Origin of the sequence: Flavobacterium sp., assembly GCF_036405015.1 — a bacterium.
Taxonomy (GTDB): domain Bacteria; phylum Bacteroidota; class Bacteroidia; order Flavobacteriales; family Flavobacteriaceae; genus Flavobacterium.
In genome coordinates this window covers 1-17,220 of the sequence record NZ_DASWYK010000074.1, presented here as the reverse complement: position 1 = coordinate 17,220, position 17,220 = coordinate 1, and the positions used below count along the sequence as shown (strand labels likewise).

Sequence of the window (17,220 nt, the reverse complement as noted above, 5' to 3'; positions counted from 1 at the left end):
ATTACGTTTGAAAAAAAATACTGAATAGATTTTGTCTATTTCGGAAGTAGTATTTATGATTCACAAACTTATTTTTCTCTTTTATTAGTTCTTAATTTAGTAAAAAATAAAAATTTAAAACTATGGACAATCAATCTAATGACATCAGCAAATGCCCTTTTCATAATGGGAGTATGGACAAACAAGCTGCTTCAGGCACAAAAAATCGTGACTGGTGGCCTAAACAGTTAAAAGTAAGTATACTGAGACAGAATTCGTTATTGTCAAATCCGTTGGATAAGGATTTTAATTATGCAGAAGCTTTTAAAAGTCTGGACCTTGAAGCAGTTAAAAAAGATTTACATGCTCTTATGACTGATTCACAAGATTGGTGGCCTGCAGATTTTGGTCATTATGGAGGTCTTTTTATACGTATGGCATGGCACAGTGCAGGAACGTACAGAGTTCATGATGGTAGAGGAGGAGCTGGAGCAGGACAACAACGATTTGCACCTCTTAACAGTTGGCCTGATAATGTAAGTCTTGATAAAGCCAGAAGACTTCTTTGGCCAATAAAACAAAAATACGGACAAAAAATCTCTTGGGCTGATTTGTTGATCTTAACCGGAAATGTCGCTCTGGAATCAATGGGCTTTAAAACATTTGGTTTTGCAGGAGGACGTGCAGATGTTTGGGAAGCAGACGAATCTGTATATTGGGGATCTGAAACTACTTGGTTGGGTGGAGATGAACGTTATAAAGACGGTTCTGAAGGAGTTCCAAAAGATCATGGTGTTGTGTCGTCAGATGATGATGCAGATGGAGATATTCACAGTAGAAATCTGGAAAAACCACTTGCAGCAGTTCAAATGGGACTTATATATGTAAATCCAGAAGGACCAGACGGAAATCCTGATCCTATTGCTGCAGCCAAAGATATTAGAGATACATTTGGAAGAATGGCAATGAATGATGAAGAAACAGTGGCGTTAATAGCTGGTGGACATACTTTTGGTAAAACCCATGGAGCTGCTTCGTCGGATAATGTCGATGTAGAACCTGAAGCAGCAGGTTTAGAACTTCAAGGATTTGGTTGGAAAAATAGTTTTGGCTCAGGTAAAGGTGCCGATGCTATTACCAGCGGACTAGAAGTTACTTGGACAAAAACACCAACACAATGGAGTAATAACTTTTTTGAAAATCTGTTTGCTTTTGAATGGGAACTTTCAAAAAGTCCGGCTGGTGCACACCAATGGGTAGCAAAAAATGCTGAAGCCATTATTCCAGATGCTTTTGATGCTAACAAAAAACATCTTCCAACAATGCTTACTACGGATTTATCATTAAGACTAGATCCGGAATACGAGAAAATATCACGTCGCTTTTTAGAAAATCCTGATCAGTTTGCAGATGCTTTTTCAAGAGCTTGGTTTAAACTGACACACCGTGATATGGGACCACGTGCCCTATATCTTGGACCTGATGTTCCGCAAGAAGAATTGTTGTGGCAAGATCCTATTCCAGAAGTAAATCATACCGTAATAAGTGATCAGGATGTTGCACAGTTAAAAGAAAAAATACTAAATACAGGATTAAGTATATCTCAGTTGGTTGCAACAGCATGGGCTTCTGCTTCTACTTTTAGAGGATCAGATAAACGTGGAGGAGCAAACGGTGCTCGAATCAGACTTGCACCACAGAAAGACTGGGAGGTAAACAATCCAGCTGCACTTAAAGTAGTTTTAGACAAATTAGAAACCATTCAAAACGAATTTAATGCGGCACAGAATGATGGAAAAAAAGTTTCATTGGCTGACTTAATAGTTTTAGCTGGTTCTGCAGGAGTCGAAAAAGCAGCTAAAGACGCTGGTATTTCTGCCGTTGTGCCTTTTTCACCTGGTCGTATGGATGCATCTGCTGAACAAACAGATGTTGAATCGTTTGGATATTTAGAACCAAAATCTGATGGTTTTAGAAATTACAGAAAAACAAAATCAGCTGTATTAACAGAAGAACTTCTTATCGATAAAGCCCATTTATTAACACTTACAGCACCAGAATTGACCATACTATTAGGAGGTTTACGAGTTTTGGATATTAATACAAACGGTAGCAAAAACGGAGTATTTACAACAAGACCAGGTCGTTTGACAAATGACTTTTTTGTAAACTTACTGGATATGAACACACAATGGCAGTCGGTTTCTAATGATAAAGAACTTTATGCAGGAAACGATAGAAGTACAGGACAGCCAAAATGGATAGGAACTCGTGCCGATCTTGTTTTTGGTTCAAACTCAGAATTGAGAGCAATTGCAGAGGTTTATGCCGCTTCTGATGCCAACGAAAAGTTTGTAAATGATTTTATCGCAGTATGGACTAAAGTAATGAATCTGGACAGATTTGACTTGAAAGCATAATTCATTTCAAAAATAGCAACTTTAAAAGACGCCAATATAGGCGTCTTTTTTATTAAAGTTTATCTATTCAAAGTAAAATGATTTGACCCTTTAAATTATTTATGTAAACTTGCACCACAATTCTGAACCGCAGTTTCCTCTTCCAATAAAACATTATTTTTTTAGAATTTCTTTCTATAAAATCATTCCAATATTCTTTATTGAAAACTGCACAAATAATAAATTTCCTTAGTTTTGAAAAGACTTGAATTAAACAAACATATTACAAAACGAGAAGACCAAAGTTTGTCTTTTCGTGTTTTTGATCTCACAAAAGAACATTTACATAATTATTTCGAACCTCATAAAAAAGATCATTTTAGTATTTTGATGGTCGAATCAGGAGAAATTGAAATTCATCTCGAAGAAGAAATTATACATCTAAAAGCAGGTAAAATTTCGATGATATTTCCAGAACAGATTTCGTATGTTTCCTTAATTTCAGAGGATTTATCGGGTAAAATCATTCTTTTTGAAGAAATTCTGTTTTGTTCAGATATTTTAAAAAATGAATTATTGTCTTACAATGTAAATCTTTCTTCGCATTTAAAATGTATCTTTTTATCACCTGTAGAATTTGCTCATGCAAAATCAATGGCTTCTTATATTGAAAATATTTATTCGGATCCAAGTCTTATTCGTAAAGAGCAGGGAAGGTTTTATATTAAAATTTTATTGCTAGGATTAATAGAATCTGTACACGGTCAGCATCCCGTTTTTCAGCATGAAAGTGATAAGACACTGTACATTCGATTTAAAAAAATGCTGAATGAACGTTATAAGGAAGAAAAAACGGTTCAGTTTTATGCATCAAATCTGGCTGTTACTACTAAAAAACTGAACAGTATTACAAAGAAACATTGTGGTGAAACCGTAATCAATGCTATTCATAATAGAATTCTTCAGGAAATCAAAAGAATGTTGCTGTTTTCAGATCTTTCTCATAAACAGATTTCACTAGAACTCGGATTTAGTTCGCCTTCTGCACTTAATAAATTTGTAAAGAGCAAACTGGACGAAACCCCAACAGAACTGCAGAAAGAACTGGCTCAAATTTATATCAAATAGACCCGATTGTATAACACCGTCCGTCATACCTGAAATACTTTTGTACTTGTATTAAAACATAAAATATAAGTATAAAATGAGCAAGTTATTTATTGCAGGAGAAGTTTTCCATGGTGCAGGAAGTCTTGAAGAATTAAAAAACATTAAAGGAAGCAAAGCCGTAATTGTTACAGGTGGAAGCTCAATGAAAAATAGTGGTTCTCTAGATAAAGCAGCGGCTTATCTTAAAGAAGCAGGAATTGAAGTGAAAATTTTTGAAGGAGTAGAAGAAGATCCATCATCTGAAACTTGTTTTAAAGGTGCAGAATTAATGAAAAGCTTTCAGCCTGACTGGGTTATTGGTTTAGGAGGATGCTCGGCAATTGACGCAGCAAAAATGATGTGGGTTTTTTACGAATATCCTGATGCTGATTTTGATGCTATGATTAAGCCTTTTAACGTACCAGTTTTACGTAAAAAAGCAAAATTTATTGCGATTCCATCTACTAGCGGAACGGGGACAGAAACAACTGGTTTGGCCGTTATCACAGATCGTGAAAAAGGGGTGAAGTATCCTATCGTTTCTTACGAACTAACTCCAGATATTGCGATTGTTGATGGTGAAATTTGTGCATCTATGCCAGCGCATGTAACTTCAAATACAGGTTTAGATGCTTTGACACATTGTGTTGAGGCTTATGTTTCTAACATTGAAAATAATTATGCAGATGTTCTTTCTAAAGGAGGTTTAGAAATTGTTTTCAATAACTTAAAAGAGGCAGTTCAAAATCCATCAAATATTCAGGCGCGTCAGAATATGCACGATGCTTCTTTTATGGCTGGACTTGCTTTTAACAATGCATGGCTTGGAATTGTACATTCATTATCTCATCAAGTAGGAGCGTTATACGGAATTCCTCATGGTGCTTCAAATGCAATCTTTTTACCAAATGTTATTCGTTACAACGCAAAAGAAAGCAACCGTTTTCCTGATTTAGCGAAAGTAATTGGAAAAGAAACTGCAGAAGATTTAGCACAGGCTATCGAAACATTAAGAGCTGACGTAAACAATCAGACAGCAATTAAAGAATTCGGAATTTCTCGTGAAGACTGGGACAAAAATCTAGACTTTATTGCTAACAATGCATTTTTAGATCCTTGTACAGGTTTCAATCCAAGAAAACCTACTGTTGAAGAATTAAAAGAAATATACAATGCTTGTTATGAAGGTGTTGTGTATAATGAGCAATAAAAATATTTTTTTAAATAGAATTTATTTTGTTGAAGATAGAGCTGTCAAGTATTTGACAGCTTTATTGATTTATATTGATTGTGAATTTAAGCAGAAACCAGAAAATCTGGATTTATCAAAAAACTGGACTATCTATAACTTGGTATTCCTTACTAATTTTGTATAATAATTATTAAAAGTTTATCAATTATAATAATTTAGGTATGTCAAAATTTCATCTTAATATTCAAGAATTAATTCAGGGAGAATTTATACTAAACAAAGTAAATATTGCATTTGTGTTTCAGGTAAATTGCCCAGGTTGTTTTATATATGGAATTCCGATTATGAATGATCTTTATAAATCTTTTAAGGATAAAGTAGGATTTATTGGAGTGGCTACTGCTTTTGAAGATTTTGAATATAACAACGAAGAAAGTTTAAAGCTGTCATTAAATGGTGGTACTTTAGTGGGAGAAACCAAAAAGCACTATCAATCTAATTATGAACTTTCTAATTACCCTGAAAAACTGAATTTTCCAGTTGCTTTTGATCGTATTACAGCTTCTGATGAATTCGTCACTACAGAAATGATTAAACTAATCTGCGAAGCTGTGCCGAATTTTGGAGCTTATTCTGAAACGGAGCAAGAGATTTTAATCCAAAAGGTAAAAGCATACTATGACCAGATTCCTGTAATAGCCGAAACCTTTACTATCAATCAATTACAAGGAACACCATCCTTTATTATTTTTGATGAAAGTTATACTATTTTAGGAAAGTACTTCGGTTATCAAAATCTAGCTGTTTTAAAAAACAAATTAGAAGATTTGCTGACTGAGAAAAAAAGTAATGCTTAATAGGGACTTAAAATCTTTACTTTTCCCATATTTTTCTGATCAGCTTTAAAACAGGAAATTTTTTATTATCAGTATCTTCATTTAATGGAGTTTCATTTATTGTAGTTGTTTCTGCAACACTTGCATTGGAGTTTTGCTCATTTTCATATTTTTTTAATTCTATTTCAAAAAGTTCATCTTCATCAAGAGGTTGTTTTAGATCTGCACCTCCTTTGTGCGGAAAAGAAACATAGTTTTCATGTGGTTGTGGAAGTTTAGTTTCACATTCTTTTGAACATAAATTCACAAGTAAAGGCAAAACATCAGTAGCAACCAATAAGGAAATCCAAAGTTGATTGGTCTGTTCATATGTCATCTGTTGATTACAGACACTACACGTCAATGTTTGTCCAGAGTAACGCACCGGATTGTGGTTTAAACGAGGAAATCCCATTCTATTTTTATAATTGCCATAGAGTGCTCTTATGCTTACTCTGCTACTTTTGAGATTTTTGCATTTTGTGATTTCGTATGGAAGCCAATGTAAATCATACGAAGTGTAAGGATCAAAATATTCAAGCGCTTCCATTTCTCCAATTTCTGGAGGGATACGTTTAAGCTTACTACCGTAAAGCCATACTTTTTTAACCTTTTTTAGATTGGAAATAGTTTCTGGTAGGGTATAAATCTGAGCAAATAATTCAGGTCCAAGTTCTTTTGACGGAGAAAACTCTTCAAGATTTTCTGCAGCAACCTTGTCAACATATTGACAAAGCTTTTTCCAAGCAATAGAATTTCTGTCTTGTACATCATTTTCAATCTTAGAGATTCTTTTTTTCATTTTTTTGCTTGAGGTCGTTTGATGTAAAAATATAAAAGTTATTTAATTTGTAGAAGAACTTTAGAAAGTATCAAATAAAAAAAGAGACCAGCTTTTCAACTGATCTCTCTTCCCAAAAATAAAAATGAAAAACTACTAATTCCAGCCGCCGCCCAATGCTTTGTAAACATTTACAAAAGCACTCATTTGCTGCTTTTTGGTTTCAATAAGTTCAAACTTTGATTCTAATGCATCTTTCTGTGTTAGTAAAACTTCCATATAATCGGCTCTAGCTGAACTGAAAAGATTATTTGAGATTTGAACAGATTCGTTTAATGCCTGAACCTGTTTTGATTTCAAGTCATAACTTTGAGCTGTATTCTGAATTTTAGACAACTGATTGGCTACTTCAACATAAGCGTTTACCAAAGTTCTTTCATAATTATAAACAGCCTGAATTTGCTTGGCACTTGCAGTAAGATAACTTGCTTTAATAGCATTTCTGTTGATTAATGGGGCAACCAAATCGCCTGCAATAGAATACAATAAAGATTCTGGAGAAGTCAGTAAATATTTGGTATTGAAAGCTTCATATCCAATTCCGGCTGAAATACCAAGTGAAGGATAAAAATTGGCTTTAGCGGCTTTAATATCCAGTTTTGCAGCAACTAGTTCCATTTCTGCTTTTTTGATATCAGGACGGTTTTCCAGCAACTGAGATGGTATTCCGGCATGAACATCTGCAGGAGTTATAGTGTTGAAACTATCACTGTTTCGAGTAATTTTTTGAGGAAAACGCCCCAACAAGAAATTGATTTTATTCTCCGTTTCCGTAATCTGCTGTTGAATATCAAATTGCAGACTTTGTGTGCTTAAAATCTGTGCTTCAAAACGGCGTACAGCCAGTTCGTTTACTCTGGCAGCCTCTTTTTGTATTTTTACTACTTTTAAAGCATTACTTTGAATATCAATATTTTGTTTAATGATTTCCAACTGATTATCTAATGCTAAAAGTTCATAATACGAATCGGCTATTTCTGCAATTAAATTTGTAATTACAAAATTCTTTCCTTCAATAGAACCTAAATAACGATTTAAAGCTGCTTTTTTAGCATTATGCAATTTATTCCATATATCTATTTCCCAACTTGAAGTCAGCGCAAAACGATAATTAGGAAGCGGATCTGGAGTTTCTTTTCCTGGCATAATTTCAGTTGTAGCTTCACCAGAACCAGTACTTGTGTATCTTCCAGATTTGGTTACATCTGCTCCAGCATTAAAACCAACAAATGGGAGATATTCTCCTTTTCTTGCTTTTACTTCGCTTTTAGCAATTTCGATTTCTTGAAGTGTGATATTTAATTCTTGATTGTTTTTTAAGGCGATATCAATCAGATTTTCCAGATTTTCATCTGTAAAATAACTTCTCCATTTAACTTTTCCAGTATTGATAGTGTCTAATGTATTATCAGTATATTTTTCTGGTACGGTTCTGTTTTCTACTTTTTCTACAATTGCTGGTGTTTTACAACCTGCTATAGAGAGTAATACGCAGGCAAGACCTGCGTATTTTATATTTTTGTTATTCTTCATTTTCCTCCGTTTGATTGTTTTTTGAAAAATCATCTACATGATGCATAAAATCATCAGATAAAGAACTTTCTTCTTCTCCTTTAATTAGTTTTCTGCCTTGTGCCATCGAACCAAAAATGTAGTATAATCCAGGAACTATAATTACTCCGAAAATGGTTCCGAAAAGCATTCCTCCAAGTGCAGAACCTCCAATAGTTCTGTTACCAATTGCACCTGCTCCAGAAGCAAAAATCAACGGAATTAAACCAGCAATAAAGGCAAATGATGTCATCAAAATTGGTCTAAAACGAACTTTGGCACCTTCGATAGCGGCTTCGAGAATAGTAGCGCCCTGCTGATGCTTGAGGACGGCAAATTCGACTATCAATACGGCATTTTTACCGAGCAAACCGACGAGCATGATCAATCCGATTTGTGCGTAAATATCGTTTTGTAATCCCATCATTTGAAGAATGACGAAAGAACCCAAAATTCCAACAGGAATAGATAGAATTACCGACAACGGAATAATGAAACTTTCATACTGTGCAGCCAATACAAAATAAACAAAAGCCAATACGACTAAAAAGATATAGATCGATTCATTTCCTTTACCAGCTTCATCATAAGAAAGTCCTTCCCAAGCAATGTCATAACCTTTCGGTAATGTTTTTACAGCCGTTTCTTGCACCGCTTTAATAGCATCTGCCGTAGTATATCCTTTAGCTGGCTGCCCTTGAATGGCTGCTGAATTGTACATGTTGTAACGCGTAACCTCGTTTGGTCCTTGTGTTTTCTTAAGAGTCATAAACGCAGAATAAGGCACCATTTCTCCATGATCATTTTTCACAAAAAGATTCAATACATCCGACGGAAGTCTTCTGAATTTAGGATCCGATTGCACATACAATTTAAAGAAACGTCCAAATTTGATGAATCCTTGTTCATACGTACTTCCGATCAAAATGTTAAGGTTTTCCATTGCTTTACCAATAGAAACGCCTTTCTGCATCGCTAAATCATTATTGATTTCCAGTTCATATTGTGGATAATTGGCAGCGAAGAAAGTAAACAAACCAGAAAGCTCTTTACGTTTGCCTAATTCGGCCATAAATTGTTTGTTGATTTTGTCAAATTCCTGATAATTGGTACTGGTTGTTTTATCCAATAAACGCATAGAAAAACCTCCAGAAGAACCAAATCCCGGAATTGCAGGCGGTTCGAAAAACTCTACAACAGCTCCTAAATCTTTAGATTTTTTTTCTAATTCTTCCATGATTTCTGTTACAGAATGTTTTCTGTCAGACCATGATTTTAAGTTGATCAAACAAGTTCCGGCATTAGAACCACGACCTTCCGTCATAATTTCGTAACCTGCTAAAGAAGAAACCGATTCAACACCTTCAACTTTTTCACAGATTTTCTGCAATTTCTGAGCAACCTGATTCGTTCTTTCTAAAGTTGCCCCAGGGGGCGTTTGAATAATTCCGTAAATCGTTCCCTGATCCTCACTCGGAATAAATCCTGAAGGCAGTACTTGGTTTTCTATAAAAATAAAAGCACAGAACGCGAATAAGATTCCAAATGTTAAAACTCTTCTGCTTACGATTGCTTTTAAAACCGTAACATAACGACCAGTTAATCTTTCAAACCATCTGTTAAAAGCATCAAGAGACTTGGTTAATATATTTCCTTTTTTCTCTTTTCCATGATTGTTTTTCAAAAGAATCGCACAAAGAACAGGAGTAAGGGTTAACGCTACGATTGCGGAAATGATAATTGAACTTGACATCGTGACAGAGAATTGTCTGTAGAAAGTTCCAACTGGTCCAGACATAAACGAAACGGGAATAAAAACCGATACCATAACGGCAGTAATGGCGATAATAGCACCTCCAATTTCACCCAAAACTAATTTTACTGCATGATAAGGCGTAATGTGCGGAAATTCTTCAAATTTGGCATGAACTGCCTCGACGACGACAATCGCGTTATCTACTACAATTCCGATCGCTAATACCAATGAAAACAGCGTTACCAAGTTGATCGACATTCCAAACAACTGAATCACAAAGAAAGCTCCAATCAAAGAAACCGGAACGGCAATAATCGGAATTAAAGTCGAACGCCAATCTCCTAAAAAGATAAATACCACCAAGGCAACCAAAATAAAGGCATCTCTCAAAGTATGAACCACCTGATCGATAGAAGCATCTAAGAATTGCGAAACGTCATAACTGATTTTATAATCCATTCCAGGAGGAAAACTGCCTTTCATTTCTTCTAGTTTCGCTTTAACGGCATTAATTACGTCGCTGGCGTTACTTCCGTAATTTTGTTTTAATACAATAGCAGCAGAAGGATGACCATCCAAATTCGAGTAAATATCAAAGAATTCACTTCCTAATTCTACTTTTGCGATGTCTTTTAAGCGAATGCTTTCACCTTCAGAATTCGCACGAACGATTACATTTTCATATTGTTTTGGCTCGTCGTATCTTCCTTTGTATGTTAGTACATATTCTAAAGATTGTGCGGCAATACCAGAACTTTGTCCCAAACGTCCTGGGCGACCAATAATACTTTGTTCCTGAAGCGCTTCCATAACTTCTTCAACAGAAATTTTGTAGGCTCTCATTCGGTCAGGATTCAGCCATACACGCATTGCATATTTACGGCTTCCTAAAATCTGAGTCCTGGCAACCCCTTTTACACGGCTGATTTCAGGAATCATTTTTACATCGGCATAGTTGTAAAGGAATTTTTCATCCATGCTTTTACTCTTTGAGTAAAGGTTTACATACATCAACATACTAGGTTGAATTGGAGTAATAACGACTCCTTCACGCTGAACCAGTTCAGGTAATAATGGCATTACCTGATCGACCCTTGTTTTTACTCTAATTACAGCTTCATTAGGATCGGTTCCTGGTTCAAAAATGATTCTTAATGTTGCTTCTCCTGCACTTGTGGCATCTGTTGCCATGTATCGCACGCCTTCGGTACCATTCAAAGAGTTTTCTAAGGTAATTAAGGTCGATTTTACCAATACGTCGGCACTTGCTCCAGGATAAGCAATAAAGATATTTACAGTTGTGGGCGCAATTTGCGGGAATTGCGATATAGGTAACTGTTTGATCGACAGCGTACCTATAAAGACAATTATAATCGAAATTATAATTGCAAATACGGGTCTATGTATAAACTTATTAAACATTTCTTCTTTTTTTAGATTCGGTTATTCTGCGTACAGTTGTAAATTGGACATAACCGATTCAGGTTTTAATACTTCGTAGTCTATCTTTTGATTTTCTTTTACAAGACGAAGTCCCTCTAAAAGTATTTTGTCATTAATTGATAAACCTTCTTTTATGACAAATAAATGCGGCATTTCCGCAGCAATAACAACCTCTCTAGATTTTACAGCGTTGTTTTTATCAATTACATAAACATATTTTTTATCTAATACTTCGAAAGTAGCTTTCTGTGGTATTAGCATAGCATTTTTCAATTCTATTGGCATTTGGATACTTCCAGTTTCCCCGTGTCTTAATAATCTTTTTGGATTAGGAAAAGTAGCTCTGAAAGGAATGTTTCCTGTTTCGTTATCAAAATCTGCTTCAATGGTTTCTACTACTCCTGGGTATTCGAATTTTTTGTTGTTGGCCATCAAAAGGTTGACTTTCATTTTACCATTTTTTCCTGCTTTTTCCTGATAATCCAGATATTCAGATTCCGGAACATTATAATACACCCACATCGAGCTGTTGTCTGCTAGTTCTGTCAATAATTCTCCTTCATCGACCAAACTTCCTTGGCGTACATGGAATTTATCTATGATTCCGTCAAAAGGAGCTCTGATTTCTGTAAACTGAAGATGAACTTTGCTTAAAGCCATTTCTGCATTTGCTTTTTCTAGTTTTGCTTTTGCCATTGCCAGTTCATTTGGAGAAACGACTTTTTCGTCAGCTAATTTTTTAGCATTTTGATATTCTATCGAGCTGAAACTTACTTCTGCTTTAGATTTTTTTAATTCGGCTTCGTAAAGTGCAGGCATGATTTTAAATAACAGCTGTCCTTTTTTAACCATTTGTCCTTCGTCAACATATATTTTTTCCAAATAACCGCGTTCCTGCGCTCTTATTTCAATATGTTGTATAGAGTGTATCTGTGATACGTAATCTTTTGTAATTGTGGTATCCCTTTCAATTGGAGTAGTAACCATAAACTTGGTTTTTTCCTCTTTTTCTTCTTCTTTTTTAGAGTTGCAGCTTGCAAAAACTAAGGTGCACAAACTCATGATCATGAAAATTCTTTTCATAATTATTTCAGCATTAAAATGTAATTTATTTTTGATTTTTAATTAAAAGGTCTTTGGAAACAGACCATAGAAGTTCGTATCCGTCTTTTTTTAGAGGATAAAAACAATAAAGAAATCAGCTATTAAGTATAGCTATTCGTAAAAATCAAATTCTGAAAACCTGAAGCAACAGATATACTTTATTATCAAGTAAACTGAAAATTTTGCAGTCATTTACTTTTTGGGTAAAAGCAGTCGAAGAAACGACAAAATGATTGCTGCTGTGAAAAATTAAAAAGTAATTATTTTTTACCAGTTGTTTTTGAACGGAAGAAAAGTTCTCTTCGTTTTCTTCATTATCAAAAAGACAGATTTTTCTTTTAAAAGAATCAAAAGAACGTGCTCTGTTTAAAGTATGTTCATTTGTAGAATTATCCTTTGATAATGTAATGAAAGAAAAATTTTTATAAGAGAAAGTATTAAAGTGTGCATAAGCATTGCCAGATCCGTTTATAAGGAGGACAATTGAAAGTAAAAGTTTAATGCACCAATTTTTCATAAGAGTCACAAATTTAAACAATCAATGTCATAAAAACAAAGGACTCATTTTATTAATTGAAGAAAATATCGTTTTGTTAACAAACCGTTTCTATAATTTAGAATCTTATTTTTTTTGATGAGTAAAAATAATTAATCGCTTAAAATCTTATTAATAAATAAATTGCTTCGTTGTTTCTTTTTTTCTTTCCGTAAAAAACTTTCCATCAAATCAAATTTGTTCAGCATAGAGGTTTTGTATAATTTTACAATCTATGTATGAAATATTCCAAAAATATCTTGAAGACAAAGCTGAATTGACTCAGGCAGAATCAGAGCGTATACAATCATTTGCTATTATTAAAAAACTTCGTAAAAGACAATATCTACTTCAGGAAGGCGATATCTGGAAATACGATGCATTTATTACGCAGGGTTGTGTAAGGACTTACACTGTTGATGAAAAAGGAAGCGAACATGTCAATAGTTTTAGTATTGAAAACTGGTGGACGGGCGATCGTGAAAGTTTAATGATGCAACAACCATCACGTTTTAATATTGATGCGATTGAAGATACAGAATTGGTACTTTTTACACATGAAAATTTTGAATTGCTGTGTAGAGAAATTCCAGCGTTTAATACTATGGTCAATACCATTTTGCAGAGAAGTTTTATAGCAGCTCAAAACAGAATTCAAGCTTCTCTGACTTTAACCGCAGAAGAAAAATATTTAAACTTTATCAATAAATATCCGGGTTTTGCATCGCGCATTCCACAGACGATGATTGCTTCCTATTTAGGAATGACACCCGAAACACTAAGTCGCATTCGAAAACAGACGGCAAAAAAATAATAATATCAGGAGCTTTTAAAGCTCCTTTTTTTATGTCCTTTCCAAACTCTTGATCTAAATCAAGTTTTTACTTATTTCTAATCAATGTATAGGTTTTGCATTCGTCGCAACTTTGTAATGTTCAAAAGAAACAAACATTATAAACATTAAATAATAGAAATTATGTCAAAAACAATTTTCATTACAGGAACAAGTACAGGCTTTGGAAAACTTACAGCAATCACTTTAGCAAATGCAGGTCATTCTGTTATTGCAGGAATGCGCAATACAAACGATAAAAATGCCGATGCAGCAAGAGAATTAGGCGTTTTAGAAAACATTGAAGTAGTAGATATCGATGTTACAGAAGATGCATCAGTAAATAAAGCTATTGAAAAAGTACTGACTAAATACGGAAAAATTGATGTCTTAATCAATAATGCAGCAGTAAGCGGTTTTGGTTTACTTGAAGGTTATTCAATTGATCAGGTTCGTAAAATGTTCGATGTAAACGTTTACAGTGTTCTTCGTATGTATCAGGCGGTTCTTCCTTCAATGAGAAAAGAAAAAAACGGACTTGTAATTAACATTACAACTGGAGCAAGCGGGCACACACTTCCTTTTATGGTTCCGTATATCGCTTCAAAATTGGTTGTAGAAAGCTTTACAGAAGGATTACAAGATGAACTAGCAGATTACGGAATTGAAAACGTAAGTATTCAGCCAGGAGTTTATCCAACCGAAATGAACAATGGATCGAAAGCGGGTATTCATGCCGATAAAACTACAATTATTGAAGAATACGGAGATGCCGCAACAGAAAAATTCAACGCTTTAGGGACAGCATTATTTGGTAAAATGGCGCAGTTCGATATGAATCCACAGACGATTGCTAATGGTATTTTAGAATTAGTAAGCATGAAAAAAGGGGAGAGACCGCTTCGTTTTCCACTTGATGCCATCGCACAGGGAACTGATAAAGAATTCATAGAAGCTCGTGCAAATATTAAAGCAAAATGGGTAGCGGCTTACACTAATTAATTTACTCTTTTAAGCAATATCAATAAAAATATCAATAAAAATATCAATAAAAATATCAATATCAATATCAATATCAATATCAATAAACAATACTTAATATCATGAAAACAAATTATAAAAAATCAAATAAAAAAGTACAAACTTCAGCTGCGGCAATGCTTAATTTATTAATACTATTTTCAACTTCCGAAAAAACAGCTGCACAAAACAATGCAGGAATCGTAGGAATTGATCATGTCGGAATTAATGTTCCAGATCTCAACAAGGCGGTTACATTTTTTAATGATGTACTTGGTTTTACACCTGTAACTCAATTAGGACCAATTCCGCTTGACGCTGAATGGAAAAAATTAAATCATATTAATCCGAATACTGGAGCGGTTACTATAAAAATGATCAATGCAGGAAACGGTGCCAGCATTGAAGTATTTGAATACGCAGATAATAAAGGAAATGCAAATCAACCCAATACGGATGATATTGGAGCATCTCATATTGCTTTTTATGTGAATGATATTGCTGCTGCAGTACACTATTTAAAAAGTAAAGGAGTAAAAATCTTAGGAGAACCTTTTACAATGCCATCGGGAGATACGGCTGGAGAAACTTGGGTTTATTTTGAAACACCTTGGAGGGCTAAAATGGAATTGGTTTCATATCCAAACGGAAAAGGCTATGAAAAAACAAATCCTAAAACGATCTTATGGTCTCCAAAAAATAAATCGGTTAAAAAAGCTGCTGCAGATGATTTTGATTCTAAAAAAAATACAGCGATAGTAGAAAATCACCTTAAAATCTGGAACGAAAAAGACGAAACAAAACGTAAAGCATTATTAAATCAAGTCTATGCTTCGGATGTAGAAATGGTTGACCGTCATTTTATTGCTGAAGGAATTGACGAGATCAGTAAATTTATTGTAGAGCTTCAGACTAAAAATCCTGATTTTAAATTTACAGCCAAATCGGTAGAAACAAATCACAATATTGTTCGATTGTATTGGCAGTTTGGTTCAAAAGCAAAACCAGCTGTTGTAAGCGGAATGGATTTGTTTGTGATTGAAAATGGTAAAGTTCAGAAATTGTATGTATTTGTAGAAAAAGAAGCATAATTTTTTGAATTGAATTTCATTATAATTAAAAAGCCGGAAAAAATAATTTCTGGCTTTTTAATTTCTTATTTCAGTGAATCAATTATTTAAAAATATTCAATTTTTCATCATAAATAGGACTTTGGATATTTAGAAAATGCAAGACACTATGAAATACATATTGTTGAGACAGTTCTTTATTGGGTTTGATTTGTTTCGCAGGATCAGACATCCAGACAATAAAAGGAATTTCGTATTGTTCTTTCGGAGCAATACTTAAAGGAAGACCATGCATGTATAGATTTTTTTCTCCCAGAGATTCTCCATGATCCGAAACAAAAATCATGGTACTGTTATTGTCTTTTAACTGCTTTAAATCTTCAATCACATTATGTAGAATGTAATCGGTGTATACAATAGTATTGTCGTAAGCATTTATTAATTCAGTTTGAGAACAATTTCCTAATTCAACACTATTACATACCGGTTTAAAAGTTTCAAATTGAGGAGGATATTTTTTACTGTAAGTAGGACCGTGGCTGGTGCTGGTATGCAGTATAATCAATATTTTATTTTTGGCACTGGATAAAATTTGCTCTTTTAATCCCGTTAAGAGAACTTCATCATAATTACATTCTTCGCCTTTACAATCTGGCATTAGAAAATCTCTTTTTTGATAATTTTTGATATGAACAGGCGGTTCTCCCCAATTTGTAGTTCTCCAGACCACTTCTACATTATTTCGGTACAAATAATTCGGGAGGATTTCATAAAGATCATCTGTTTTTTTATAATCTAAAATAGCTTTTACACCCGCAGTAGTATAAGTAGCAGATGAGACAGCATTAAAATGATACAGATTTTCTGTTTTAGAAAGATAAGGATTTGTATTTTTTTTATAACCGTATAATGAAAAGTTCTCCCTTCTTGCAGATTCTCCAATTACCAGAACCACAACAGATTTCTTGTTGTCTTTTATCGTGGCATTAGGCAGTAGAATTTCTTTTTCATTTTTTTTGTGTTTGTGAATATAAAAAAGCGAAGTATTTACGGTATAGGACCACGGCATTGCCAATCCTCCTAAGGTTTTCGAATTTTTATCGATCCATAACCAGTTTCCGGCATTCACAAAAACTAAAATTAGAAGAAACAAGAGAGTTACAGAAAATGTCGTCAAAAACTTTTTAAAAGAGACTTTTATTATTTCAGTTTTAACGATGTAAATACTAGGTAAAATGCCTAGAAATAGGAGGTAGATTATCAATTTAAAAGAGAAAAAACTACTAGATTCATCGTAATTCGTATTTAAGATATTCCCCACCATACTTTCATCTATAATTACACTGTAGGTATTAATAAAGTAAACGGCAACTGCATTTATATTGAAAAACAATATCAACAGAAATTTTCCAAAATAACGGGATAAAAACAAGAATAAATAGAAAGCAAAAAAGTTTGCCACTACCATAGCAAT

Annotated in this window: 13 protein-coding genes; 7 read left to right on the top strand and 6 right to left on the bottom strand. The window is 34.0% G+C overall.

Translation table 11 applies throughout. The features are described from left to right. Nucleotides 1-122 precede the first annotated feature (122 nt). From katG to VGE71_RS06130, 4 genes are all read left to right on the top strand, one after another. Nucleotides 123-2,399, top strand: coding sequence for a catalase/peroxidase HPI (gene katG / locus VGE71_RS06145; protein ID WP_331137529.1), 2,277 nt, complete (start codon nucleotides 123-125; stop codon nucleotides 2,397-2,399). Nucleotides 2,400-2,633: 234 nt separating this feature from the next. Then, nucleotides 2,634-3,506 (top strand): helix-turn-helix domain-containing protein, encoded by an 873-nt coding sequence (locus VGE71_RS06140; RefSeq protein ID WP_331137528.1) that lies wholly within the window; start codon nucleotides 2,634-2,636, stop codon nucleotides 3,504-3,506. A gap of 76 nt (nucleotides 3,507-3,582) precedes the next feature. Then, nucleotides 3,583-4,737, top strand: a complete 1,155-nt coding sequence (locus VGE71_RS06135) for an iron-containing alcohol dehydrogenase (protein ID WP_331137527.1) — start codon at nucleotides 3,583-3,585, stop codon at nucleotides 4,735-4,737. Nucleotides 4,738-4,940: 203 nt separating this feature from the next. Beyond that, entirely contained in the window at nucleotides 4,941-5,576 is a 636-nt protein-coding gene (locus VGE71_RS06130; protein ID WP_331137526.1) for a hypothetical protein, read from the top strand. A gap of 16 nt (nucleotides 5,577-5,592) precedes the next feature. Here the strand turns inward: VGE71_RS06130 and VGE71_RS06125 are convergent, their stop codons facing one another. The 5 genes from VGE71_RS06125 to VGE71_RS06105 all read right to left on the bottom strand — a co-directional run bounded on the left by VGE71_RS06125 (nucleotide 5,593) and on the right by VGE71_RS06105 (nucleotide 12,806). Further along, complete coding sequence (locus VGE71_RS06125; RefSeq protein ID WP_331137525.1) at nucleotides 5,593-6,396, bottom strand: hypothetical protein; 804 nt, start codon at nucleotides 6,394-6,396, stop codon at nucleotides 5,593-5,595. Between the two features lie 135 nt (nucleotides 6,397-6,531). Beyond that, complete coding sequence (locus VGE71_RS06120) at nucleotides 6,532-7,968, bottom strand: efflux transporter outer membrane subunit (protein WP_331137524.1); 1,437 nt, start codon at nucleotides 7,966-7,968, stop codon at nucleotides 6,532-6,534. Beyond that, nucleotides 7,958-11,164, bottom strand: coding sequence for an efflux RND transporter permease subunit (locus tag VGE71_RS06115; protein ID WP_331137523.1), 3,207 nt, complete (start codon nucleotides 11,162-11,164; stop codon nucleotides 7,958-7,960). The genes VGE71_RS06120 and VGE71_RS06115 overlap by 11 nt, the downstream gene beginning before the upstream one ends. A gap of 21 nt (nucleotides 11,165-11,185) precedes the next feature. Then, complete coding sequence (locus VGE71_RS06110) at nucleotides 11,186-12,268, bottom strand: efflux RND transporter periplasmic adaptor subunit (protein WP_331137522.1); 1,083 nt, start codon at nucleotides 12,266-12,268, stop codon at nucleotides 11,186-11,188. Between the two features lie 145 nt (nucleotides 12,269-12,413). Beyond that, nucleotides 12,414-12,806 (bottom strand): hypothetical protein, encoded by a 393-nt coding sequence (locus tag VGE71_RS06105; RefSeq protein WP_331137521.1) that lies wholly within the window; start codon nucleotides 12,804-12,806, stop codon nucleotides 12,414-12,416. 253 nt (nucleotides 12,807-13,059) lie between these two features. Between VGE71_RS06105 and VGE71_RS06100 the strand changes: the two genes are divergently transcribed. From VGE71_RS06100 to VGE71_RS06090, 3 genes are all read left to right on the top strand, one after another. Then, a complete protein-coding gene (locus tag VGE71_RS06100) occupies nucleotides 13,060-13,638 on the top strand; it encodes a Crp/Fnr family transcriptional regulator (RefSeq protein ID WP_331137520.1) in 579 nt (192 codons plus the stop codon). Nucleotides 13,639-13,800: 162 nt separating this feature from the next. Then, a complete protein-coding gene (locus VGE71_RS06095; RefSeq protein WP_331137519.1) occupies nucleotides 13,801-14,658 on the top strand; it encodes an SDR family oxidoreductase in 858 nt (285 codons plus the stop codon). Nucleotides 14,659-14,759: 101 nt separating this feature from the next. Then, nucleotides 14,760-15,767: a VOC family protein gene (locus tag VGE71_RS06090; RefSeq protein WP_331137518.1), complete on the top strand. Its 1,008-nt coding sequence runs from the start codon at nucleotides 14,760-14,762 to the stop codon at nucleotides 15,765-15,767. A gap of 82 nt (nucleotides 15,768-15,849) precedes the next feature. Here the strand turns inward: VGE71_RS06090 and eptA are convergent. Further along, nucleotides 15,850-17,220, bottom strand: a 1,371-nt coding sequence (gene eptA / locus VGE71_RS06085) for a phosphoethanolamine--lipid A transferase EptA (protein ID WP_331137517.1), incomplete at its 5' end; no start/stop codon positions are given.

Coding starts and splice junctions, on each gene's coding strand:
- VGE71_RS06095 (WP_331137519.1), top strand. CDS start 13,801: ATGTCAAAAACAATTTTCATTACAGGAACAAGTACAGGCTTTGGAAAA.
- VGE71_RS06100 (WP_331137520.1), top strand. CDS start 13,060: ATGTATGAAATATTCCAAAAATATCTTGAAGACAAAGCTGAATTGACT.
- VGE71_RS06115 (WP_331137523.1), bottom strand. CDS start 11,164: ATGTTTAATAAGTTTATACATAGACCCGTATTTGCAATTATAATTTCG.
- VGE71_RS06105 (WP_331137521.1), bottom strand. CDS start 12,806: ATGAAAAATTGGTGCATTAAACTTTTACTTTCAATTGTCCTCCTTATA.
- VGE71_RS06090 (WP_331137518.1), top strand. CDS start 14,760: ATGAAAACAAATTATAAAAAATCAAATAAAAAAGTACAAACTTCAGCT.
- VGE71_RS06120 (WP_331137524.1), bottom strand. CDS start 7,968: ATGAAGAATAACAAAAATATAAAATACGCAGGTCTTGCCTGCGTATTA.
- VGE71_RS06125 (WP_331137525.1), bottom strand. CDS start 6,396: ATGAAAAAAAGAATCTCTAAGATTGAAAATGATGTACAAGACAGAAAT.
- VGE71_RS06130 (WP_331137526.1), top strand. CDS start 4,941: ATGTCAAAATTTCATCTTAATATTCAAGAATTAATTCAGGGAGAATTT.
- VGE71_RS06110 (WP_331137522.1), bottom strand. CDS start 12,268: ATGAAAAGAATTTTCATGATCATGAGTTTGTGCACCTTAGTTTTTGCA.
- VGE71_RS06135 (WP_331137527.1), top strand. CDS start 3,583: ATGAGCAAGTTATTTATTGCAGGAGAAGTTTTCCATGGTGCAGGAAGT.
- katG (WP_331137529.1), top strand. CDS start 123: ATGGACAATCAATCTAATGACATCAGCAAATGCCCTTTTCATAATGGG.